The sequence below is a fragment of the Parabacteroides hominis genome (genome assembly GCF_014287585.1).
GTDB lineage: Bacteria > Bacteroidota > Bacteroidia > Bacteroidales > Tannerellaceae > Parabacteroides > Parabacteroides hominis.
Genome location: NZ_JACOOJ010000009.1, coordinates 41,002 through 65,439, shown reverse-complemented (window position 1 = coordinate 65,439; position 24,438 = coordinate 41,002). Strand labels below are relative to the sequence as shown.

General features: G+C 45.3%; 16 protein-coding genes and 1 tRNA gene. 6 read left to right on the top strand and 11 right to left on the bottom strand.

Annotated features, from left to right (window positions below; all coding sequences use genetic code 11):
• Position 1: 1 nt before the first annotated feature.
• From H8S65_RS07270 to H8S65_RS07260, 3 genes are read left to right on the top strand one after another with little or no spacing between them, the layout of a single operon-like run.
• A complete protein-coding gene (locus tag H8S65_RS07270) occupies positions 2 to 1,123 on the top strand; it encodes a sensor histidine kinase (RefSeq protein ID WP_186929325.1) in 1,122 nt (373 codons plus the stop codon).
• Positions 1,116 to 1,949, top strand: coding sequence for a sensor histidine kinase (locus H8S65_RS07265; RefSeq protein ID WP_186929324.1), 834 nt, complete (start codon positions 1,116 to 1,118; stop codon positions 1,947 to 1,949). The genes H8S65_RS07270 and H8S65_RS07265 overlap by 8 nt, the downstream gene beginning before the upstream one ends.
• 19 nt (positions 1,950 to 1,968) lie before the next feature.
• Positions 1,969 to 3,132, top strand: coding sequence for a PP2C family protein-serine/threonine phosphatase (locus H8S65_RS07260; RefSeq protein ID WP_186929323.1), 1,164 nt, complete (start codon positions 1,969 to 1,971; stop codon positions 3,130 to 3,132).
• Positions 3,133 to 3,242: 110 nt separating this feature from the next.
• Here the strand turns inward: H8S65_RS07260 and H8S65_RS07255 are convergent, their stop codons facing one another.
• Together H8S65_RS07255 and H8S65_RS07250 are read right to left on the bottom strand one after the other, a co-directional pair.
• Positions 3,243 to 4,073 (bottom strand): hypothetical protein, encoded by an 831-nt coding sequence (locus tag H8S65_RS07255; RefSeq protein ID WP_186929322.1) that lies wholly within the window; start codon positions 4,071 to 4,073, stop codon positions 3,243 to 3,245.
• 33 nt (positions 4,074 to 4,106) lie between these two features.
• A complete protein-coding gene (locus H8S65_RS07250; RefSeq protein ID WP_186929321.1) occupies positions 4,107 to 7,019 on the bottom strand; it encodes an ATP-binding cassette domain-containing protein in 2,913 nt (970 codons plus the stop codon).
• A 133-nt stretch (positions 7,020 to 7,152) separates the two neighbouring features.
• On the opposite strand from H8S65_RS07250, the gene H8S65_RS07245 reads away from it, so the two are divergent.
• Genes H8S65_RS07245 through H8S65_RS07235 form a run of 3 tightly spaced genes read left to right on the top strand, consistent with a single transcriptional unit; the run spans position 7,153 to position 8,399 of the window.
• Complete coding sequence (locus H8S65_RS07245; RefSeq protein WP_186929320.1) at positions 7,153 to 7,530, top strand: DUF6249 domain-containing protein; 378 nt, start codon at positions 7,153 to 7,155, stop codon at positions 7,528 to 7,530.
• Positions 7,520 to 8,056, top strand: a complete 537-nt coding sequence (locus H8S65_RS07240) for an RNA polymerase sigma factor (protein ID WP_186929319.1) — start codon at positions 7,520 to 7,522, stop codon at positions 8,054 to 8,056. Before H8S65_RS07245 ends, H8S65_RS07240 begins: the two co-directional genes overlap by 11 nt.
• A gap of 16 nt (positions 8,057 to 8,072) precedes the next feature.
• The gene (locus H8S65_RS07235) at positions 8,073 to 8,399 is read left to right on the top strand and encodes a DUF5056 domain-containing protein (RefSeq protein ID WP_186929318.1); all 327 of its coding nucleotides are present in this window, start codon (positions 8,073 to 8,075) and stop codon (positions 8,397 to 8,399) included.
• Positions 8,400 to 8,903: 504 nt separating this feature from the next.
• Here the strand turns inward: H8S65_RS07235 and H8S65_RS07230 are convergent.
• From H8S65_RS07230 to H8S65_RS07190, 9 genes are all read right to left on the bottom strand, one after another.
• A tRNA-Thr gene (locus H8S65_RS07230) sits at positions 8,904 to 8,976 on the bottom strand.
• A gap of 39 nt (positions 8,977 to 9,015) precedes the next feature.
• On the bottom strand, positions 9,016 to 9,477 hold the full coding sequence (locus H8S65_RS07225) for a hypothetical protein (protein WP_186929317.1): 462 nt from the start codon (positions 9,475 to 9,477) through the stop codon (positions 9,016 to 9,018).
• Between the two features lie 68 nt (positions 9,478 to 9,545).
• Positions 9,546 to 10,577, bottom strand: coding sequence for a DUF6340 family protein (locus tag H8S65_RS07220; protein WP_186929316.1), 1,032 nt, complete (start codon positions 10,575 to 10,577; stop codon positions 9,546 to 9,548).
• Between the two features lie 90 nt (positions 10,578 to 10,667).
• Positions 10,668 to 11,519 (bottom strand): sugar phosphate isomerase/epimerase family protein, encoded by an 852-nt coding sequence (locus H8S65_RS07215; protein ID WP_186929315.1) that lies wholly within the window; start codon positions 11,517 to 11,519, stop codon positions 10,668 to 10,670.
• A gap of 184 nt (positions 11,520 to 11,703) precedes the next feature.
• Positions 11,704 to 13,683 carry a tetratricopeptide repeat-containing sensor histidine kinase gene (locus H8S65_RS07210; RefSeq protein ID WP_186929314.1) on the bottom strand — a complete coding sequence of 660 codons (1,980 nt, stop codon included), beginning with the start codon at positions 13,681 to 13,683 and terminating at the stop codon, positions 11,704 to 11,706.
• Positions 13,684 to 13,702: 19 nt separating this feature from the next.
• On the bottom strand, positions 13,703 to 16,330 hold the full coding sequence (locus H8S65_RS07205; protein WP_186929313.1) for a valine--tRNA ligase: 2,628 nt from the start codon (positions 16,328 to 16,330) through the stop codon (positions 13,703 to 13,705).
• Positions 16,331 to 16,459: 129 nt separating this feature from the next.
• A complete protein-coding gene (locus tag H8S65_RS07200; protein ID WP_186929312.1) occupies positions 16,460 to 19,117 on the bottom strand; it encodes a glycoside hydrolase family 2 TIM barrel-domain containing protein in 2,658 nt (885 codons plus the stop codon).
• 92 nt (positions 19,118 to 19,209) lie between these two features.
• The gene (locus H8S65_RS07195) at positions 19,210 to 20,817 is read right to left on the bottom strand and encodes a RagB/SusD family nutrient uptake outer membrane protein (protein ID WP_186929311.1); all 1,608 of its coding nucleotides are present in this window, start codon (positions 20,815 to 20,817) and stop codon (positions 19,210 to 19,212) included.
• Positions 20,818 to 20,829: 12 nt separating this feature from the next.
• A complete protein-coding gene (locus tag H8S65_RS07190; protein WP_186929310.1) occupies positions 20,830 to 24,150 on the bottom strand; it encodes a TonB-dependent receptor in 3,321 nt (1,106 codons plus the stop codon).
• Positions 24,151 to 24,438 lie beyond the last annotated feature (288 nt).

The window sequence follows — 24,438 nt, the reverse complement described above, 5'->3', positions numbered from 1 at the left end:
CATGGCAGACTTCGATATTAAAGATATTGCAGCGCTCAAAATAAAGCGGCAGGTTATAGAGAAGATCATATTGGCCGACTGGATACTGATCATCCTCTCGATGTATTATGACTGGGGAGGATGGATCGCCTCCTTGATCGTCGCCCAATGCGTCCTCTATATTTATAAAGGAAGGCTGCAAAAGCGACTGAAACAAAAAGAATACCTGGCAAAGGTGGTGGAAGAACGGACAATCGAACTCCGCATCCAGCGAGACCAGGTGCTGAATGAATCCAAGAAACTGTCCGACGCCCTCGACGCCCTGGCGAAAGCCCAGGACGAACTGGTCCGCAAAGAGAAGCTGGCTACAGTCGGACAATTGACGCAGGGTTTGGTCGACCGCATCCTGAACCCGATCAACTACATCAACAACTTCGCCGGCCTTTCCGTCAACCTGATCAATGACCTGAAGGAGAACATCACGGACGAGCAGGCGATCATGTCAAAAGAGAACTACGCCGACAGCATCGAGATTCTCGATATGATCAACAGCAACCTGCAGAAGATTAACGAACACGGCTGCAACACTGTCCGGATCGTCAAAGCGATGGAAGAGTTGTTGAAAGACCGTCACGGCGACGTCACTCCGACCGACATCAGCAACCTCTGCAAGGTGAACGTGGACGTGATCCGCAAGCAGTTCAAAGAAGATATCGAGAGCAAGCAGATACAGATCGAACTCGACTGCCCGGAAGAACCCGCAACTGCAGAGATCAACATCGAGCAGATGAACAAAGTGATGCTCAGCTTGCTCAAGAACAGCGTCTACGCATTGCTGAAAAAGTTGCAGAAAGAGGACTTCACGCCGGTCATCAACATCCACGTGGAAAAGAGGCTGAACGGAACGGTCTTCCTCAGCATCCGCGACAACGGCATCGGTATCGAGGACAGCATAAAAGCCAAGATATTCGAACCGTTCTTCACAACAAAGCCCACAGCCGAGGCAGCCGGTGTAGGCTTGTACCTCTGCCGCGAGGTGATCCTGAACCATCAGGGTTCCATCATCGTAAAGAGCGAAAAGGACAATTTTACCGAGTTTATGATTACGATTCCAATTTATCAAAAGAGCAACGACAATGGATGATAACAGTATGAGAGAGTTAGAACGTCTGAGAAAACAGATCAGCCAGCAGGAAAAGATGGCTTCACTCGGACTGTTGAGCGCCGGTATCGCACATGAGATACAGAACCCGCTCAACTTCGTGATCAACTTCAGCAAACTATCGTGCAAGTTGCTGCAAGATATGGAAGACGTACTGGACGAACTGGAGAACAAACTTCCTGCCGATGCGGACGAGGAGATCCGGGAAATCATGGACGACCTCAAAAGCAATATGTGCAAGATCGAGGAAAACGGGAACCGCGCGTCGAACATCGTCCGGGGCATCCTGCTCTATTCCCGCGGCAAGGACGACGAATACATACCGACCGACCTCTGCCAACTGACAAAAGAATACGTATGGCTTTCCTACCATGCTGTCCGCGCCAATAACAAGAGCTTCAATGTCGCCATCATAGAGGAATACGACAATACGCTCCCGCAGGTCAAAGTGATCCCGCAGGATTTCAGCCGCGCCGTCCTCAACCTGATGAACAACGCCTGCTATGCCGTCTTCAGCAAGTCCAAAGGTGTCACCGAAAGCCCTTACAATCCGACCATCAAGGTCAAGCTGGCGAAAGACGGCGACCGGGTACGGTTGGTTATCGAAGACAATGGCTTGGGAATCACGAAGGAGGTCAAAGAGAAACTCTATACACCGTTCTTCACCACCAAACCGGTCGGGGAAGGGACCGGTCTCGGCCTCTCTATCACCAAGTCAATCATCGAACAAAAACATAACGGAACGATCGAGATGGAATCCGAACCGAACGAGTTCACCCGTTTCACCATCACCATTCCGATTCAATAATTAGAGAAACAACGCTACTATGGCTATAAAAATATTAAGTGTAGATGACGAACTCGACCTGGAAATACTGCTGACCCAATATTTCAGGCGCAAGATAAAGAAAGGCGAATACGAGTTCTATTTCGCCCACAACGGACTGGAAGCACTTCAGATGATGCTTGCCATGCCGGACTTCGACGTGATCCTGAGTGACATCAACATGCCGGAGATGGACGGGTTGACACTGCTCACGAAGATCAACGAGATGCGTAACCCGGCGCTGAAATGCATCATGGTATCGGCCTACGGCGATATGGAGAATATCCGCAGCGCCATGAACCAGGGGGCTTTCGACTTCACGACCAAGCCGATCAACCTCGAAGACCTCGAACGTACCATCGAAAAGGCGGCCGAGCAGATCGCCTTCATCAAGCAGGCACAGAAGGAACACACGCAGTTGGAATCCATCCAGAACGACCTGCACGTCGCCCAGGAAATCCAGCAGACGATCCTGCCCAAGACATTCCCCCCGTTCCCGGAGCTGAAATCGTTCGACCTGTACGCCTACATGAGCGCCGCCAAATATGTAGGAGGAGATTTTTATGATTTCTTCCGCATCGACCAGGACCGCCTGGGCTTCGTCATTGCCGACGTATCGGGCAAGGGCGTTCCCGCCGCTATCTTCATGGCGATCAGCCGGACTGTGATACGTGCCATCGCGCTGACCGAAAACTCGGCATCCATGTGCATGCAACGTTCCAACAACATTCTCTGCCAGGAAAGCGTAAACGATATGTTCGTGACCGTGTTCTATGGCATCCTGAATATCCATACGGGCGTCGTCACCTATTGCAATGCAGGCCACAACCCGCCTATCCTAATGAAAAAGGACGGCTCCGTTTCCAAAGTGCCGGCTACCGGCGATATGATATTGGGGGCGATCAGCGACGCCAGCTATCACGAAAAGGAATTGAAACTGTCGCCCGGCGATAACCTCTTTCTCTATACCGACGGGGTAACGGAGGCGATGAACATGAAGCATGAACTGTACAGCGAACAACGGTTGCTCGAAAACTGCCGGACGCTCGCCGGCAAAAACCCGAAAGAGGTTGTGGAAAAGATAACCGAGACGGTTGGCGAGTTTGTCGTCGGTGCTGTCCAGTCGGACGACATCACGCTGCTTTCGATCAACTACAAAGGGTGACGAAAGCGAGTCACGCGATCCGAAACCGTGAGTTGCCCTACCCGGAAAAATAAGTAGCCCGACTTCCTTTTGGAGGCCGGGCTACTTATTATATTAATGTATAGAGAATCTTACTTCAACAAAGCGTCACGGATACCCATGATTTCTGCATTTGCAGCACGAGCGCTCTGGATAGAAGCGACTTTTTCTTTCAGCGGAGCAATCGTTTCGCCTAACTGTTTCAGGTCAGGATAGTAAGCAGCCAGATCGGCAACCACTTCTTCCAGCATGCTGACACGTTTTTCCATGTTTGCAGAAAGGCCGGCAGAAGTAGCATCGCCCTGTACAACCAATGTAGGATTGGCAACCAGGCAAGCATATTCGGCAGAAGCAGCACCTAACATTTCAACTTCGGCGTCTATTTTGTTTTCAGCAGCCATCTTTTCGATGATCTTGTCTTCCTGTGCGTTCATGAAAGCCTGCAATTGTTCTTTAGTTGCATCTTTCGGAGCCTGTTCTTTCAGGATATCCAAAACAAACGACACATTCAGGTCTGTAGCCAACTTGGCAATTACGCCTTCCACTTCGGCTGTCGGCTTGCCGATCGCCTTCAGTACGTTATAATCGGCCATGTACATACCCAATGCACGGGCTTTCTGCGCCGGAGTGCTCAATTCGGCAGCCTTACCAACCGGCACCATATACTTGACATCACCCACATTTACTTTTACTTCACCTGTGGAAAGACGGTAAGGAATATCAGAATCCGGCATGTCCTTCAACAATTGAATTGTCTCTTGTTTCAACTCTTCGGTCAACAGGTCTTTCGGAGCCTTACCTGCTATAACAGCGGCTTCTTCAGTCTTTTCAGATTCTTCGCTTGTTTTCTTGGCTCCGTTGCAGGAAGTCATTCCAAACACTAATGCTGCTACGGCGAGCATGCTTAATACACTCTTTTTCATATTGTATAATTTAATAATTTATTATTTCAGACTTCAAAATTCGTCCCGTTTCAGGAAACGTCCCGGAAACTCTGCGAATATAGCGATAATCGCCAATAATGCAAAGAAACCTATAACCAATAAATTAAATTTATAAGTAGAAATATGATATCCGCCCCAATTTTTCTCATGACTGTAGAAAGCGGCACGCCCGAAACGGTTGTCGGGCTCCACATAAACCTGCCCGATCGCCGGATAGATACGATGGTTTGCTTCCTTATACAGATGGCGTCCTCCGGTCCCCATAACCAGGTCTTCGATCGCTGTATTGTGATGGGCTTTCTTGATCTTCGACAGTTGTTCGGCCCCCTCTTTCCGGCCGCGCTCTTGCTGGACCTGGTCGAGATAGGCAGTGAAGTTGTGCGCCCGTTCGTGCAGGGCGGCATCCACCTTGTCCAGATAAGCCAGATAGCTCTCTCCCTCCGTGCGGGGAGCGATGCGGGCGGCACGGCTCAATACGGCCAGCTCGTTCTCGACTGTTTTCCGCTTATCGGGATCGTCTTTTGCCGCAATCTGTTCTGCCAGGCTGCGCACTTCCGGTGAATGGACGTTCTCGTAATATTGCGCCAGATATTTCTCTTTCTCGATCGGAAAATAAGGACGGTTGTAAGCATTATCGCGGAACTGCTCCACCATCAACGCCTCAAAAGCCCAGCGCGAAGGGATCACCTCGCCGATCAGCGGCACGATGTTCTCGTCCGAAGCCCGCGTATTGAGGTCGTCAAACTTGATAACCAGGCCGCAAAGCAATATCTGGGGAATCAGCAGAAGCGGGATCGTGATATAGATCGCGACAACCGAACTCATCGTCTGCGAAAGGATCAACCCGGTCAGGTTCGCCAGGAACGACGTAGCCCACAGGATGCTCCACCACGTGCCGAACATCTCGCTCCCCACCCCGATAATGGCATTCCCCACCCCGATGAACAGAAGCGATTGCAGCCCAGACACAGCCAACAGATACACCATCTTGGACGTCAGGTAACTGCTCCGGCTCAATCGGAGGAAATGTTCGCGCTTCAGGATCGTCCGGTCCTTTATAATCTCCTCGGCACTGATGCTCAGCCCCATAAAGGTAACAACGATCACTGACATGAAGATATAAGAAACAAAATTCTTGTTGGCAAGCAACGTATATTCATCCCCGTCCATATAGCGGGTCAGAAGGGCGACGATCAGCGCAAGCAAAGGGGCTTCCAATAGCGTGATAGCCAAATATTGCCTGTTCGTCAGCTTCGTGCGTATATTTCTTTCCAGGAAGATCAGGAATTGTTTGAACCAGGAAGGTTTCTTCTGCAGGTTCTCCGGCAACGCCCCCTCCCCGACAGGCGAAAAAGCGGGACGGGAAGCAAGGTATTCGGCATGCCATTCCTCCGGCGTGAACTTCCGGATATTCGTCTGGTTACCGGAATCGTCGATCTTCTTGGAGTCGATGATGTTCAAAATCAATTCGGGATTCACATTGCCGCAGACACTGCACACGCTGATATCCGGGTCGGTGTACTTGGCCGCCTGTTTGAAATAGGTGATCGCCTCTATCGGGTTCCCGTCATAGATCGGGTAGCCTCCCCGGTCAAGCAGCCACAGGCGGTCGAACAACTTATAGATTTCGGACGAAGGCTGGTGTATGTTCACCACCACCAATTTCCCCCGGTGAGTCTGTTCCTTCAGGAGCATGATTACTTTTTCGGAATCGGACGACGACAATCCCGACGTCGGTTCGTCGAGATACAGGATAGCCGGCTCGCGTATCAGTTCGAGAGCGATATTCAGGCGCTTCCGCTGGCCTCCACTGATCGTCTTACGGATAGGGGAACCGACTTCGAGATCTTTTATCTCTTCCAGGTCCAATTCCTTCAATACCTTTTCCACACGCTGTCCGATCTCCTCGTCCGTCAAACGGGCGAAACAGAGCCGTGCCGTGTACAAAAGGTTCTGGTAAACGGTCAACTCCTCGATCAGCAAATCATCCTGCGGGACAAAACCGATCAACTGGCGTGCCTCCGGAGAGTCGAGCGGATGCCCGTTCACGGTTATCATCCCCTTGTCGGGACGGATATTGCCGTTCATGATTCCCAACAAAGTCGACTTCCCGACCCCGCTACCGCCCATAATGGCTACGAGCTGCCCGGATTCGAGATTGAAAGAGAAGTTATGCAGTCCGTTATGGCTGTTCTTAAACGTAAAATCAATGTCACGTCCGGCGAGATGAATGACCTCCTTGCGTTCGTTCTTATTAAAAACGGCCAGCAGGTTGCTGTAATAGACCGGCAGGAACAAAGGCCCCTTCAGCACACTGCTATGCTGCCAGGCATAAAACATATCCGACGAAAGCGGAATGTCGTTCATAAAAACCTGCCCGTTCCCATGATAGGTAAAAATATGCTTATCGAAGCGACGGATATAGAGCACACGGATGAAACCTTCCATCCCTTTCCGCGTGATATGGTTGGCATCCGCCTCCTCCTCCCCGCTGATCGTCAGCAAAGACGAAGAAGGTTTTCCTGTGATAAATGCAAGCGCATCGTCAAATTCTTCCTGGGGAATCGAAAAGATATCGGCCACCAGGCGGAACAGATCCGAATGCCGATCCGCCTCCCCGCTGTTCGTATAGGCGAACTCTACGAAACGGATCAGTAAAAGCAACTGTTCTTCGGCCCTCAACTTTACTTTCATCTGTTCGCAGATATTCCGGACAATCTGCTCTTTGTCGAGCACAAAGAGCGAATCGTCGTACATATCGCGCAACGCATTGTAAAGTTCAATATATTCTTTGTGGGAACGTACCCCGAAGTGACTGGACAGATAAGAATGAACGGCACGACCAGCCTGCTCCCTTTCAATCCGTACGGAGGAAGCAAAAATAGCAAATAGATTTAATAAGCCGTTTAATATGGTCTCATTCATTTATTTTGTCAGTGTAAGATGAATTTATCTGCAAAGATAGTAAAGATTCAAAGGAAAATTTCATTGTTTTGCATCTAAACTATTACTTTCTTACGTCTAAAAGGTAATATGTTGAATTAAAAAGTATAAGATTATGGAAATCGGAAATTTAATACCTACAGTAATTTTGACATTACCTTTTGTGTTCGTCCTTATAATGGCATGGATAAAAAGTAATGAAAAACATCGGAGCAACCAGCTAAAAGCTGAATTGTACATGAAAGCGATGGAGAAAGGAGAGACATTGCCGGAAAACCTGTTTAAAGAACCTGTAAAAAGAAATAAATCACTTAAGACAGGTATCATCCTGATTTCGGCAGGTATCGGTATTATCCTATTTATGGCGCTCAATGCCGATCCGGGAAATTATGTACGCAGAATATCTGCCGGCCTGATCCCGTTCTGTCTTGGAATTGGTTACTTGCTTATTCACTTTATCTGGAAAAAACAAGGAATAGAAGATGAAGAATGACACCTTACTTGTATCAAAGGTTATTTTGCTGGGTGACCGGAAAGCGTTCAACCGACTGGTTGAGGCTTATCAGTCACCCGTGCGGCGTTTCTTCTTCCATCTGACCGGCGGCGACGAAGAGCTGAGCAAGGATCTGGCGCAGGACACCTTCATAAAAGCGTGGCTCCATATCGGTTCGTTCCGCTCCATATCTACTTTTTCGACCTGGCTCTACCGGGTTGCCTACAATACGTTTTATGATTATGTCCGTAGCCGGAACCTGCCAGCCGAAGTAGATATCGAAACATTGGGTAACATCCATGCCGCCGAAGGGAAAGACAAAGATTTCGGAATCGACCTCACCCGTGCTCTTTTGCTGCTGCGGACGGATGAACGGACGGTTGTCCTTCTGTTCTATATGGAAGATAAATCAGTCGAAACGATTGCCGGAATCATGAACATTCCGCTTGGGACGATCAAATCGCACTTGTCACGGGGAAAGAAAAAGCTAACGGAATATTTTAAAAGTACGGAGTATAATATATAATGTAATAGTTTCAATCATGTCAGAGGATAAAAAATTATATGATTTTTTTCATGCGAACAAAGCAGAGTTCGCCGATACCGATTTTCCGGAACAGGTAATGAAGCGGCTTCCCAAACGAAACAGCTTGTTGCCCCCAATTATCATTTCCATTTGCCTGTTACTCGGAATACTCCTGACCGTCTGGCTGCAAGGAGGATCTTTGCTTTTTGAAGGAATACAAAGCTTGGGAATCTCGTTCGCTCATGCACAGCTCCCTCCCGTTTCGGCAATCATCGACTACCTGATATTTTTATTGTTAGCCGGCAGCATCAGTATCAGTACGTTTTATTTTTATGAAAGATAAAAGCGAGCCTGCAGGAAAGGGCTTGCAGGGATATTCCGCGATGCTTTCCTGTCGGAAAAAGAATCGTTATTCGTTTGGAAAAAGATAGGGACTCCTTCTGGAAAAAGTATGCACCTTTTCACCAATGGGTCGGCATCTTTTCCTGAATAGCCTATAGGCTGTAAAAACATGCTTATAAGAGGTTTTACATAAATTGGATTCACCTTCACATCGCTTATAACCTGCTAAATATCTGTCAGTTGCTGTGAACCCTGTGAAAGCATCGGCTAATTTTTGGAGTAAGCATCCCTCACAAGCCCCTTACACAAGCCGCATTCACAGGGTTCACAGCAAATCATTGTATATAAGTCATTTACAAACATTGTGAACGTGAACCTCAACTTTGCATTATAGGTACACAGGTAGATGATAAGGCGTTTCATCCGGTATTCGGCAGCGGTTACGCAGTCTGAAAATAGCAATAAAAAAGGCAACCATCGTAAAGATGATTGCCTTTTGTTTGTGAGCCGAAAGCCGGACTTGAACCGGCGACCTACGCATTACGAATGCGTTGCTCTACCAACTGAGCTATTTCGGCAACATTTACTTCCTGAATGCGGGCGCAAATATAAGAACTCTATTTGACATCTGAAAGAAGTTTTGCTAAAAAATCATCTAAATCTGCATCCAAATCTTTTAAAAGAGGATCATCCAAACGAAGATTTTCATCATCCAGGAACAGAAGTTCCTCAATAACAGAGAAATCCTCGTCAGTCAGGCTTACCGAGAACGGTTTCAGAAAACAAGGGTTATCAAAAACTTTTTTTGTAACCAGAACGGCAAGCACGGCTTTCAAAGTTGCAGAAACCTGCTGAGTGAACTTATCGTCATCACATGTCGTATTCACCCAATCGAAAATGATAGTCTTTTCAACCAGCGCATCCTCTTCATCATAAATAAGCAGCTCTCCGCTTTCAGCATCTACCTGCACGTATAAATCGCTGTAACAGTTGCCAGCTTCGTTCGCAGCAAGTTTATTGATGGCCGAATTGAAAGTCGTTTCTATGACAGCCTGAATCTTTGCATTATTTGCACTCATATTTTATTATTTATTCTTTATTCGAAACGTCTGCCAAAAGTAATAATAATTCAGAGAATATAAGATTATTATTCTCCAAATTGCTTATTTAGTTTTTGATCTGAACGGATACGCTTGCTAAGGGCCTCTACATACAGCCGTTGCATTTTCGTGTAATTGTAGTCTTCTCCTTTTTTATTATTAAAAATCTCGTAAGATTTAGCAGCCCAGTTGTAGGCATCCTTCAACTGAGTATTCATTTCACAATACAAAGCCAAGTTCGATGCTGCCTTTGCCCGCTCTTTCCAGCGCGAAGAATTGTGATAGACATCTTTCCAGCGCGAGGCCGCTTCCTCCCATTTGTCGGACAAGGCATAGGCGGTCGCTTCTTTCCAACGCGCTCCTTCTCCTTTGTAGAACCAGCGGCTCTCATTATCCCAGTGAGGAACAAAGTTCGGAGTAACCTTCGTACCGATATACTGCCCGGCAGCCCGCAAAGCTTCATCCGGCGACGGCAGGTAAAGTTTCAATTGCTCCATATTGTCCGCGCTTTCAGACCAGAAAATGCTATCCTGCACGTAGACGGTGGCCAACGGCCTGTCGCGTCCGGGAAGATATCCGCGGACGACTCCCGTAATTTCAACATCGACACCTCCTACGACAAAACCTTCGGCAAAAGCGACGACATTCTTTTCCATCCGGAACAGCAGGCGATCGAGCGAAATAATAGCGTCCGTCCCTGTCTCCCGGCACAATTCTTTCACCGCTTCGGGCGTCAACTGTACATCCACCAGATATTTCGCATCCTGACGGGTTCCGTCATGATAGAGAAGGACATCATTGAAGAAAGAAACATCCACTATCGATTTGCCTAAGGAGTGGCAGGCATCATACAAGGCGCTATCCGCATGGGCGCGGGCCGTATCTTGCACAGTCCCGTATAAATTATAGGTATAGCCGACATCGCCGGGCTGGGGAACGGCGTTATTAACGATCAAAACCTTGCCGACATTCTTCGGGAAAGTAATCTCGGCAGGGTTGTAAGTTTCTATTCCGATATACTCAATGGTGCTGCACGCCGAAAACAGGCAGGCCATTAACAGATACAACGTTGTTCTCATCTTTACATTTATGATTTATAATTTATGAATTATGCTTCACAACTTGTGCTTCATAAATCATAAATCACAAATCATAAATCATAATTCTTATCATGCCATATCGCTAACGGCTTTGAAATAGCCGATAGACTCTGCGATACCGAGGAAAGGATCTTTCATATCCTTTTCGAATTCAAGACTGCACATTCCTGTATAGTTCACTTCGCGCATCATACGAATCAATGCGGGGAAGTCTATCTTTCCGCGCCCGATCTCGATACCGCGTCCGGCTTTGGAAGAATCCGTCACATCCTTAATGTGCATATCGAACACACGGGTATGATATTTCTTCAAGTCGGCAACAGGATCGCAACCGTTACGCAAGTCGTGACCGACATCCAGGCACATACCGATACGCGGGTCCAGATCTTTCGTATGTTCCCAAACATCCGTCGCATCCGGATAAGTCTTGATATCAGGCCCGTGCAAATGAATTGCATAATTGAAGTCGTACTCTTTTACTTTCTTGTCCACATAGGGCAAAAGTTCGTAATTCGGCACGCCGACAATCGTTTTCACGCCTACTCGCTTCGCATATTCAAAACCACGATCGATTTCAGCCTCGCTCTTCATATAGATAGGACCGACTGCATATCCGGTCACGCCATAAGAAGCGCATTTGTCGTGGAAAGCCTTGATCTGTTCTTCATTGCTATCCAACGGCAGGTGGAAATCCTTGATACAAAGATAATGAATATCCAGACGCTGCAAAGTTTTTAACGTAGTTTCCAAGTCAAAGTTCACAAATGTGTACCCGGCCATACCCAAATGAAAAGGATTTACAGCCTTGGCTGCCTTAGGCTTCACGGGATCGGGCAATCCGGCCTTAGCTACGCTTGCCGTACCCAGCAGAATAGCTCCTGCCAGCCCCTTCTTAAAAAAGGATCTTCTTGATTTCTCCATGATATTAAATTAAAATGATGTGTTTGTATTATTATGACAGCAAATATAATCTTTTTTCAGTGTGTACGATAACATTTGAAAAGAAAATAGAAGACTTTGCTGTAATTAATCCATTTATACACGAGGCAGCTTCACATAGAAGACGGAACCTTCACCGACTTTCGAAGTCACACGGACGGTTCCATTATGCCTTCTGAATGGGTAGAGTAACGTAAAAGACAGAGCCAACTCCCAATTTGGAAGTAACGGCAATCGTTCCTCCCATTTTTGAAATCAGTCCCTTGCAGATAGCGAGCCCCAATCCGACTCCTTTGCTCCAGTCGCTCAACTGTACAAAACGGCTGAAAATGCTTTCCAGCTTATCCTCCGGTATGCCCTCGCCTGTATCTTCGACAAAGAACTTTATCTCCGTCTCCAATATATCATACCCAAAACGGATAAATCCTTTTTCCGTATGCTTTATCGCATTGTTCAGCAAGTTAGTAATGATTTGCGTAAGACGCATGCGATCCGTATAAAAATTTATCGCGGGACATTCTTTTAACTCCAAAACGACGCCTTCAGGCATACGGAGCTGTGTCGAACGAAAGATCTCATCCATCATTTCCGGCAAGTAGATGTTGAAAAAGGAGAATGTCATCGAGTTGGATTCTATCTTCGACAAATCCAACACATCATTTACCAGCCGTTGCAACAGCTCATTATTGTTTTGGATTATTTTCAAGTATTCCAGACGGACTTCCGCATCATCCTCATCCACCAATACTTGCGAAAAACCGACTATGGCATTCAGCGGCGTACGGATTTCGTGGTTCATATTGGCGAGGAACGCCGATTTCATCCGGTCGGCTTCTTCCGCCTTCTCTTTGGCCAACTTCAACTGTTTGCTATACTGATGGCGCGAATAGGAAATGATAGCAAGTGTGCCGCAAGCCAGCAAAAGGAGAATCAACCCGCCTCCCATCAATAAGATTTGCGCGTGTGTTTCAGAAGCTTCCAGCGCCATCTGCTTATTTTTCAGTTCCAGCTTATCCACATCGTGCTGGGTACGCCAATAGGCAAGTTCATCGTAATACTTGGCGGATGTGACCGAGTCTTTCAGTGCAATAAACTCTTCATACGTTTCGGCAGCCTTCATTCCGGCCCCCAACCGGATATAGGTTTTCGCTTTTTGTTCCAATATGTCCAGGTAACCGACCGGTCGGTTTGAATCCTTGAAGTTTTTCAACAATTTTTCAATTATAGCGAGAGCGCCCTCATTATCCCCGACCAACCGGTAATAATAGAGCCGGATATTATCCAAAGTCATCTCTTCCCTGGACATATTATTCTTTTTCACCAACGCTTCCGCCTTTGCCAAGTATTCTTTTGCCTCTTCGGGATTTTCATTGATGCAAGCATCCGCAGCCAACGTCCGGTAATAAACATACCAGCAATAATCGATAGAGATTTCCGCATCCAACATCGTAATGCCTTTTTCCGTGCATTCCGTCAGGCAAGCCTTCATCCTTTCCAAAGCCCGCATGTGGGCTTCATTGGGAATCGAACTGTTCAACAGTGACCGCAGGATATTGAACCGTTTGATGATCGGCGCGTTCCGTTTCTCCATGTGGTTCAATACTTCTTCATATAAATCCGCCCCTTCTTTCTTCAACCCGTGACTCAGATAATAATTAGCCAATGCCTGGTTCGCCATTTCTTCCCCTTCGGGAAAATCCAGTCGACGGGCCAGTTCCACCAATTCACGGGTAGCCGGCAAAATGGCATCCTGCGCTCCTTCGGAAGACAACATGTAAATATTCCAGGCTTTCATCCGGAACAATTCTTCATATCGTTTCTCTTTCAGGAACAGAGGTTCTGCTTCGGCCAGATAATAGCGCATGCTGTCCGGTTTCTTGGCATAATAATAACGGACGAGGTGAAAAAGAGCATTCGGCAGATATTCTTCATTCTGCTGTTCCGTCACTTCCTTGTAAAACCACTTGGGATACATCCCTCCACCTTGGTCATAATACACACTTGCCAGTTCATTCAGCCTGGCGAGCCTCTCCTCTGCCGGAAGGGCTTTCAAGACAAGACGCAAACTATCCGTTCCGGTTTCTGCCTTCACCGGAACAGTAGCTTGCGTCAATAATAATAAGGTTAACCAGAAGAGCTGCTTCATCTGATTATATTTTGGAAGCCTACTTCTTCAAAGCTGCGATACTTTCTTCGATAGACTTGATTTTACTTTCTGCATCAGCCTGTTTCTTGCGTTCCATTTCAATGACTTTGGCCGGTGCTTTACTTACAAAACTTTCATTACTTAGTTTTTTCATCACAGAAGTCAGGAAGCCTTGCTGGTATTTCAGTTCGTCCTGAAGTTTAGCCAACTCCTCTTCCACGTTGATCATATTACCCAATGGGACAGCATATTCCGTCGTACGCACCAGGAAGGAAGCAGAACCGGCTGCTTTTTCTTCCGTACGGATGATGGACGACAGGTTGCACATCTTGGCGATTACGGCATTGAAGTGATCGTTATGCTCACCCAAAACCTGTAAATCCAATGTTTCCTTATTCGGTATATTTTTCTGGAGACGTATCGTACGCACTCCACCCACTATTTCTTTTGCAATTTCGAAGTCTTCCAGATATGCGTTATCAACAGGTGCAACCTCCGGTATCAATGCGACCATCAGGCTCTCGCCTTCCTTACGCGGCTCCAATGCTTGCCACAATTCCTCTGTAATAAAGGGCATAAACGGATGGAGCAGGCGGAGCAGGGCATCGAAGAAGCCAAGTGTCGATAAGTAGGTAGACTTATCAACAGGTTGTTGATAACCCGGTTTAACCATCTCCAAGTACCAGGAAGAGAACTCATCCCAGAAGAGTTTGTAAACAGCCATCATCGCTTCGCTCAGGCGGTATTTGCCGAACAGGTCGTCCATTTCGGCGATCGTCTTGTCCAACTGCATCTTAAACCATTTGACGGCTGTAGCTGCCGCTTCGGGCTGGCCGATATTTTCGTCGACCGTCCATCCTTTGATCAGACGGAAGGCATTCCAAATCTTATTGTTGAAGTTACGTCCCTGTTCGCACAACGCATCGTCGAAAGGAATGTCGTTTCCGGCAGGCGCCGCCATCATCAATCCCATACGCACGCCGTCGGCGCCATATTGTTCGATAAGTTGCAGCGGGTCGGGAGAGTTTCCTAACGACTTTGACATCTTACGGCCCAGTTTGTCACGCACGATACCGGTGAAATAAACGTTCTTGAACGGCATCTTGCCGCGATATTCGTAACCGGCCATAATCATGCGGGCTACCCAGAAGAAGATGATATCCGGTCCCGTCACCAGGTCGCTCGTCGGATAGTAGTAGTCGATCTCCTCGTTGTCCGGATCGTTGATGCCATTGAACAGAGAGATCGGCCACAACCAGGAAGAGAACCAGGTATCCAGCACGTCTTCGTCCTGGCGCAGATCGGCCATCGTCAGAGAGGCGTTGCCGGTCTTTTCCTTTGCCATTTCCAATGCTTTCTCCGGTGTTTCGGCCACGACATAACCGCCTTCGGGCAGGAAGTAAGCCGGAATACGGTGTCCCCACCACAACTGGCGGCTGATACACCAGTCCTTGATGTTTTCCATCCAGTGGCGATAGGTATTCTTGAACTTCGGAGGATAGAACTTGATGTCGTCCTTCATCACCGGTTCCAAAGCGATCTGCGCGAGATGCTCCATCTTCAGGAACCATTGCATGGACAGCTTCGGTTCGATAGGCACATTGGTACGTTCGGAGAAACCGACTTTGTTTTCATAGGCTTCCACCTTTTCTATCAGTCCGGCTGCTACCAAGTCTTTCTCGATCTGTTCGCGCACATCGAAACGGTCCATGCCGACATACAGGCCGCCCGCCTCGCTGATCGTACCGTTATCGTTGAAAATATCGATAGAAGGCAAGTTGTATTTCTCACCCAACATATAGTCGTTCACATCGTGTGCCGGAGTCACTTTCAGGCAACCGGTTCCGAACTCGATATCCACATAATCGTCTTCGATCACAGGGATCACGCGGTTTACCAGCGGAACGATCACTTTCTTCCCTTTCAACCAAGTGTTCTTCGGGTCGTTCGGATTGATACACATAGCCGTATCTCCCATGATCGTCTCCGGTCGGGTTGTCGCGACAACCGCATAGCGGCCTTCCGGATCTCCCTCCACCTTGTAGCGAAGGTAATAGAGCTTGCTGTGCTCTTCCTTATATATAACTTCCTCATCGGACAGGGCTGTCAATGCTTTCGGGTCCCAGTTTACCATACGGACACCGCGATAGATCAGTCCTTTTTCGAACAGGTCTACAAAAACTTTGATTACGCTTTCGGAACGCAGTTCATCCATTGTGAAAGCCGTACGGTCCCAGTCGCAGGACGCTCCTAACTTACGCAACTGTTTCAGAATGATGCCTCCGTGTTCTTCCTTCCATTCCCAAGCATGTTTCAGGAAGTCTTCACGTGTCAGGTCAGTCTTCTTAATCCCCTGCTGTGCAAGGCGATTCACAACTTTTGCTTCGGTTGCAATAGAAGCGTGGTCCGTTCCCGGAACCCAGCAAGCGTTCTTCCCCTGCATACGGGCACGGCGGATCAGAATATCCTGAATGGTATTGTTAAGCATGTGTCCCATATGAAGCACGCCAGTGACGTTTGGGGGCGGAATGACGATTGTGTACGGCTCACGGCCGTCGGGTTTCGACTTGAAAAAGCCGTTATCCAACCAATACTGATACCACTTACCCTCTACTTCTGCGGGATTGTACTTACTTGCAATTTCCATATCGTTTCGTTATAATTATATCTATGTTCGGCACAGACAAAAGAAGTCCGCCATTTTCAGACGCAAAAGTACAAAAATAATATAGATAAGTACATAAGAGCTAAATTTTATATTACTTTGCATTTAAACTCAATCATTAATGCCAACCCCGAACTGCGTCTGTTGCTTTTCTACTTCTCTTACTTTTAATTGATTCAATTCTTTACGCAAACGTTCGTTTTCCCTCTCCAAATCGTTCTTATTTACAACACTTTTCATCTTGGATCGTGACTTACCACCAATTAACAATTCTTCTTGTGAAAAGATTTCTTTTTGATCGTTTGCCACCGTCTCAAACTCCAAGACGCCTTCCAACGGACGAGATTGTCCCGGATTTTGCATAGACGCAATAATTCTCACCTTGCCTGGCTTTGTCGTCGATTGCACCAAAACAGGCGCCGATCCCCAAATTACCGGAACCGGATTCGCACCTACGGAAGCATCTCCCAGCAGTCTGCCTTCTCCCTGAATGTCAAAACGGACGTGCGAATTATTCAACCGTTTCACCGTTCCGCGCTTGTCCACCACTTCGGCAATGACGGTCACCACATCGGAACCATCCGCTTTCAAAGATACATGCTCGTCATCCAGGCGGACGATCAGATGATCGGCTTGTCCGGAAGGGTAGCGTTTATGGCTGACAACGACTTTCCCGCCGATCAACCCCTCCGCCAGTAAATAAGCATCATCCTGCTTTCCGGCACGCGCCATCGCTTTCCATTCCATAAAATGATAAGCGTCTTTAAAGGTGACGATCGGCGAAGGCATACCTTTATGGCTCGGATCTTTCTTATAGACATATTCTTTTCCGCCTTTAAACACGGTCAGACGGACTTCTTCGCAATTCGAATAGACTGTCACGTCCGCCGGCGAGAAAGGCGTGATCTCATGGGCGATGTGAATCATAGGCCCATTGTCGGCAATCAAGTCACTCTTTTCGGGAGAACGTTGCGCCATAAACATATAATAAGATGTTTTTGGCTGGCGGAAGGCATCCATGATTCCTCCATAGAAAGGATCGGCATGATAGCCGCGCTGATGGTCAAAAGAGTGCCAGAAGCAAGCACCGACTATTTGCTTCGGCTTATTGCAAATCGTCTCATAGCACAAAATCGGATGTTCTTTTATATATGAAGGATTTGCATAATGCTCAGCCTGGATCAACATAGGAACTTCTCCCCAACCGCGTGCCACACGGCTATCGGAGTTCTGCGCGTTCCAATCGTCTACATTGTCTCCCCATTCGCGAATGAAATAAGTCTTATCGTCGCGCAGATCCGATTCGATCGGACGCAACAATAAGGAATAATAATGATCGCCCGCTGCTCCGTGATCACAGGCCGCGATGCTATAAGGATAGGGATATTCTTCTTTACAAATATCCAATGCCTTCTTCGCAAATTCATCCGGATAGCGTGTTTCATTCAAGACAGGTTCCCAGAAAAACAAAGAGGCATGATTTCTATGTATGCGGATCATATTGCGGATATCCGAATAAACGCGTTCGCCAAAAACCGGCTCATTGTTCCAAAACTGCCATCCGGGGACTTCTACCAGCGCAAACAATCCCAGTTCGTCACAAGCATCCATAAAAGCCGGATCAATCACATAATGAGTACGGATCACCTTCATCCCGGCATCGCGCAGCTTCTTGGCATCTCTCCATTGCATGGAATTAGGCAAGGCATTTCCTAAAATAGCGAAATCCTGGTGACGGTTCGTGCCCATCAATTTTCCATCGTATGGCTTACCGTTTATCCAAAGTCCTTCGGTCTGCTTGAACTCGATGCTTCTGATGCCGACACGTTGACGATATCCATCGACCACAGCCCCGTCGTCTGTTGTCACCATCACGTCCAAATCATACAAATAAGGATTTTCCGGACTCCATAAAAGAGGCGAATCGACCCCAATGGAAGCAACCGCATAACCTGCTTTTCCTTTTCTGACCGACACTTTCTTTGAAACTTGTTTGACTGTTTCACCCGACTTCTTTTTCAAATTGAAGATTACCGTTACTTGTTCATTCTTTTCCGAGTTATTGCGGATATGCGCTTTCAGATTCACGGTCGCATTTCTTTCTGAAACTTCGGCAAACGAAACAAACAATCCTCCACCAGCTACTTCATTCTCATAATTCGCATTCGTAATAAACACCTTGTTATGCGCCACCAACCAGCAATCCCGATAGATACCGCCAAAATAGGTAAAGTCAAGCAGGTTTTGGGGTTTTCCAACGGGATAAAGCGGATCGTTACTATTATCAGCCTTTACTGCGATAACATTCTCCTTTTCCCAATCTAAAACATCCGTAACATCTAAAATAACAGGCAAATAACCTCCATAGTGTTCTTTCAAGAGTCTTCCATTTACATATACTTTACTTTTACCCATTATGGCTTCAAAATGAATAAACAACTGTTTCCCTTTCAACCGAGAATCCGGTGTAAAGCGTTTCCGACACCACACTATCCCCTGATAGTTCGCACAACCGCTTGCCTCAACCGGCAAATATTCCAGACCATGCGGTATAGAAACTACTTCCCAGCCGGAATCGTCAAAATCAGTAGCATATGGACTTCCCTCAACATCACCTTTGATGAATCTCCAAGCCAAATTCATAGAATAGACTTCACGTCCTGTATTCGGCAACTCATAAAATCCAGCAGTAGAAAACTTTGGAAAATCCATTGCTAACAAACTGGATGTCCAAATCAAAAATATAGCGATTAATAAATTCTTTTTCATACAATATACTTTAATTACTTATTCATAAGAATCCCCGAATCCTCATTCAAAGAACTCAGATTCGGGGATCATAACGTGAATTACAATCTATTTTACCAATCTGGGTTCTGAACTAAATTACCATTATTATCCATAGCCTCTTGCGGAATCGGGAAAAGATACATTTTATCTTCCCAAAAACGTTCTTCCACATATTTATGATCCATGTTTTCATTAACCGCCTTCAAACGAGCACCATAAACTTTCCCTTTTTTCACTTTATCCGCAATACGCCAGCGAATAATATCAAAATAACGTAATCCTTCAAACGCAGTCTCAATTCTTCTTTCATGACGAAGTTTTTCTCTCAATACCGATTGAGATGCGACATCTATATTAGGCATTCCGACTCGAGCACGGATTTGATTGATCAAGGAAACTGCTTCAGGCAAATTTTGAGATAATTCAATCAAAGCCTCCGCACGCATTAGTAAGACATCGGCATAACGTAAAATCGTCATATTTTTATCAGCCAACGTACGATCCGCATACTCACCTCGCAAGTCAATCCATTTTTCACACATATAACCTGTCATGTGTGTCTCTTTCTGCACATAATCACCACTGTTAGGATCATCCACCCCATAACGGCAACGTACGTTTCCATCTACAACCCATTCCTTGTACGGCCAAGTGATAGTTGTATTCAAGCGAGGATCACGAAAATCAAATTCCCCCCGGTGGATTTCCGTTTCAGCATCTTTCCTTTTTTGAGCATACTCACAACCTAAAGATTCACATTCTGAAACGGGATGTCCGTTCAGACATTCATAGTCGTCAACCAACTCATTTAAAGCAAGCACATTTGACCATCCAGAATAAACACCAGAAACATACGACAAATTCCTGTTTAAATCGTGAACAACCAACGGCGAAGTATATTGACGTTCAAAGATTACCTCCTTGTTGTTTCCATCCGACTGTGGACGGAACAATTCATCATAATCGGCATATAATTCGTAATCACCAGACTTTATTACCTTATCGGTATATTCTAAAACCTTTTCATAATTTTTTTCATACAAATAGATACGAGAAAGATATGCATTGACTGTCTGCTCGTTTACTCGTCCACTCTCTTTAATTTCCTGTGCATTTATATTGGGGAGAACAAAATCTTCCAATTCGCTCAATATAAAATCCAAAACTTCCTGACGAGGCTGGCGAGAAGTCTCACGAGACTCCGCAACAGTCAGCGTTTTGGTGATCAGTGGAATATCGCCGAAATAGAATATCATATCATAATAAACAAAAGCCCGGATAAAACGCACCTCCGCACTAAATCTCAAATATTCCGCTTCCGTAATTTTATCTTTAGCTTTCTCCAAACCTTCCATTATATAATTCAACTTGGCAATAGAAGAATATCTCCATTCGCTTTTCACAGCACTATTCTGAGTTGTATAAGTTCCATTACCTATTTCTGTTTGAGCGGAACTTCTACGCATTCCATTATCACTGAAACAATCCCGATATGCAACTTCTTCCGTACCATAAATATACTGATAAGCTCCTTTCACCATCATCTCTGTCTGGCTTTTATCATTCCACCACTGATCTTCCGAAATTTGATCCAGCGGCGGAGTTGTTAAAAAACTATCACACGAAAATAAACTCAGTGAAAAAGCAATCGCATATATATATTTTTTTAATGTTTTCATTTTTCCTCACTTTTAAAATTGAACATTCAAACCAAAAGAATAAGTGCGTGCAAACGGATAGGCCCACGCGCTGGATGCTTCAGGATCCATACCCGGCACAAAGTCCGAAATTGTAAACAGATTATTCGCCGTAAAATAAACTCGTAAACGACTTAAGCCAATAGGAGATAAAAACTTACGCGGAACAGTATAACCGACTGAAAGGTTCTTCATGCGTAAGTAACCTGCATTGATCATCCAAAAATCTGAGGTCTCATAATTATGATTAGCATCAGTTTTATTCAAGATACGAGGATATTTGGCATCCGTATTCTGAGAAGTCCAATAATCAAGCTGATGCGCAAATATAGTAGCATCATTCAAAGGTCTTACAAAATTGTCATTCACTATTCGATCCATCTGTCCTACACCTTGGAAAAACATTCCCAAATCGAAGTTTTTATAATCGAATGCCAAATTCAAACCATACAGAAAATGAGGATTAGGATCCCCTAATACTACACGGTCATTTGCATCAACCTTGTTATCCCCATTCTGATCTTTATAACGAATATCTCCTGCCGCCGTTTTCGAATTTTGGAATGGAGCATCCGCCACCTCCTTATCAGATTGGAATAATCCCATCGATTCATATCCGTAAATCGAATTGAATGGCAAGCCGACTTCTGTATAGGTATTAGATCCCTTCCAGGGTCCTGTATCTCCCAAATCAATCACTTCATTCCGGTTATCTGACAAATTAGCCGAAATGCTATATCCGAAATCGTTGATTCGGTCACTCCAGCCCAAAGATAATTCCCAACCTTTATTACGTACTTGACCAATATTCATATTAGGTTTGCCAAAACCATATTCCAACGGTACCGGAACAGCCAATAAAATATCTCTCGTATTCTTGACATAATATTCACCCGTGAAATTCAGACGGCTATTTAAAAATTTAGCATCCAAACCAACATTGAACATATCTGAATGTTCCCAAGTCAAATCCTGATTTCCGATTGTTTTCAATTGAGCCATTTGTTGGTAGCTATTATTCAAGATTAAGCCACCGGTAGAAACCAAAGTATAGCTCGGATACAATCCCAAACCAGTCGCATTACCCGTTTGTCCCCAAGACACTCTAAGTTTCAAATCATCCAAATACTCCTTTGTTCCTTCCATAAATGATTCTTGCGAAACTCTCCATGCTGCAGCGACAGAAGGAAACGAAGACCAACGACTGCCTTTTGCAAAGCGAGAAGAAGCATCCGAACGTATACTCAACGACAGAATGTATTTATTGTCATAATCATAATTGATACGACCGATAAAAGAGGCCAATGCCCAATGTTCACCATTTCCGTCATTACTCCAATTATCTTTCGGTCCTGGATTCAGTTCCCAAATCAAATCCGTCGGATAACCGGAACGGGCACCTTTCAGCCAGTCACTACTTTCATTTTCCTGCTGATACCCCGCCAAAATATCGAAGTTATTAACCCCGAAACTTTTCTTGTAATTCAACAAAGCCTGCAAATTATAGTAAGCATTATAATCACGACGATCCGAAAAACTATTTTCCCCCTTTTCGATCAATTCTTGTGTGAAATAGTTTTTATAAACTAACTTACGACTCCTGGACTCTTCATTTTTAAACGTATATTTCACATTCGCGATCCCCGTAATAGTCAACCCTTCTATAATTTCATAATTCAGTTTAAATATACCGGAAGCCTCATGTCTATTTGTAAATTTCTGTCCTCCTTCATACAAAGCTACTAACGGATTCGTAAAAAAGCCAGCATTATAGCCATACGTTCCATCCGTATAATAAGCGACCATCGTTGGATCCGCTGCGATTACCTGTTTATAAATATCTTGCTGGTTATTCAAAGCCTCCATATCCCGCAACTGGTAACGTATATCAAAAGACATATCAAACTTCTTACTGATTGCAATATCCGTGCTTGATCTCACATTAAATACATTCTGTTGTGTTTGAGGGAAAATCCCGGTCTGATGATCAACACCAGCACTCACCAAATATTTAACTTTCTCTGTTCCACCGGAAGCCTCTATTCCATGACGGGTTGTAATACTATTCTGAATCGCTAAATCCAACCAATCCGTATTAGGATATCGATTCAGATCAGTTCCTTTTGCATAGTTTGCAATCTCATCTTCTGTATAAACCGGATCCCCATTCATATTTCTTACCGCTTCATTCATAATCCGAGCATAATCCGCTGAACCGATTGATTTTGGCATATGCATCGGCGTATTTACTCCAACCGAACCATTATATCGAAAAGTAGGCTTTCCTTCCTTACCTCGTTTCGTCGTAATCAAAAGAACACCATTGGCTGCCCGTGAACCATAAATTGCAGCAGAAGCAGCATCCTTTAACACATTAATACTTTCAATATCTTCCGGATTCAAAAAGTTAAAATCAGCCGGTACCCCATCCACTAAAATCAATGGGGCAGACGAGTTATCCGCATTCAAAACAGAAGAACCGCGCAATCGAAGTGTGGGAGACTCTCCCGGAGCACCTTTAGCTGTCACACTCAAACCTGGTATTTGTCCCTGTAAAGCTTCACCAACGGTCTGAACCGGACGGTTCTGTAATGTTTCTGCTTTTATAGTAGTTACCGCCGTTGCAATATTTCCTTTACGCTGTGTTCCATATCCGACAACCACCACTTCATCCAGGCTTTGTGAATCTTCCTTCAACACGATCGCCCAGTTTTTTTGCTTTTTCACAGAAATCTGTTGTTCCATATAACCGATATAGGAAATGACGAGGATGGCATCGTCAGAAGGGACTTCTACAGAAAACTTACCATCAACATCCGTTACCGTACCGATAGTAGTGCCTTTCACGAACACATTGGCACCGATCACCGACAAACCTGTTTCGTCCGTAATGACTCCTTGGATGACTTTTCCGGATTGCTGGGCAACGGCATTATCCTGTGCCTGCACACGTTTCGTCAACACGATATAATCATCTTCAAAAACATATGACACACCCGAACCTTCAAAAATACGGTTCAGGCAATCTACTACCGTATTCGTACCTTTTTGCAAAGAGACTGTTTTGTTTGCGTCAATATCTTTTTTATTATAAACAAACATATAACCTGTTTCCTTTTCAACCTTCTTGATAAAGGTCCCGATAGTCATACGTTCGTTCGTAATATTCACTTTTGCTGTCTGGGAACTTGCATTCGACGCATAAGATGCAAAAATGCAGACGAACAACAATAATGCAGATATTCTCATAATACTAAAAAACTTCTTTAAGCGTTTTCTTTGACATAATAAGACTGACAAAGTATATTTTTCCATACCTTTGTAAAATTAATTGTTTAATACTTTTTTCGACTAAGAGTGTTAGATATTACGGTTGGCAGGTGCTGTAACACCTGCCAACTTTTTTATATAAAAAAGACTGTTCTAAACCATAGGCATACTATTTTTTAAGGTTACACATGTTTTTCCTGATATTTATAAGTTTGACCCTTCACACCTGAAACACCACTATAGGCATCACTAAATTAAACATTATTTAATTTTTCAAATTCCAACCACTACTATCAAAATATCACTACTATCCCATCAAAACCGGATTTTTAT